Genomic DNA, 800 nt, shown 5'->3' on the forward strand with positions numbered 1-800 from the left:
CCCGGACACCCTTCTCGCCTCCCCGGACACCGCCGGACGTGCCTCCCCGGACACCGCCTCCCTGGGCACCGCCTCTCTGGACCCCGCTGAGCGCGCCTCCCCGACCCCCGCCGGTCGCCCGGACGGGCCCGCCACAGCGCGGCACGAGGTGCTCGCCGCGGAGCGGGCGCGGATCGCGGGTGAGGTGCACGACGCCGCCGGGCACGGGCTGGCGGCCATCGCCATGCAGGCCGGGATCGCGCTCGTCGCCCTCGACGACGACCCCGAGCAGACCCGTGCCTCGCTCCAGGCGATCCGGGAGACCAGCGTGACGGCGCTCACCGAGCTCCGCGCCGCCCTCGACCGCCTCGCCTCGCCCCCTCCCGACGGCCCCGAACTCGCCTCGCCCCCTCCCGACGGCCCCGAACTCGCCTCGCCCCCTCCCGACGGCCCCGAACTCGCCTCGCCTCCTCTCGATGGCCCCGATGCCGCCGGGCCTCTCGGCCCGGTCCATGGCGACCTCACCGCGCTCATCGGCCGGGTCCGGGCCGCGGGTCTGCGGGTGGACGTCGAACCCACCGGCCTGCCCGTGCCCGCCCGCCTCCACGAGGCCGTCTACCGGGTCGTGCGCGAGTCCCTCACGAACGTCCTGCGCCACGCCGGTCCCACCCGCGCCCTGGTACGGGCGTCCGACGGCCCGCGCGAGTTCGTACTGGAGGTGGCCGACCAGGGCGGAGCTGCCACCGGCCGGACGCCGCACGCCGAGGGGCGCGGGCTCGCGGGGATGCGCGCGACGGTGACCGCCGCCGGCGGGCGGTTCG

General features: G+C 78.5%; 1 protein-coding gene. It reads left to right on the forward strand.

Annotation, left to right across the window (positions count from 1 at the left end; genetic code table 11):
* Positions 1 to 800: sensor histidine kinase (locus DQW85_RS22025; protein ID WP_240197344.1), on the forward strand; the 800-nt coding region annotated here is incomplete at both ends.

It is taken from the genome of Nonomuraea lactucae (assembly GCF_003313395.1).
GTDB classification, from domain to species: Bacteria; Actinomycetota; Actinomycetes; order Streptosporangiales; family Streptosporangiaceae; genus Nonomuraea; species Nonomuraea lactucae.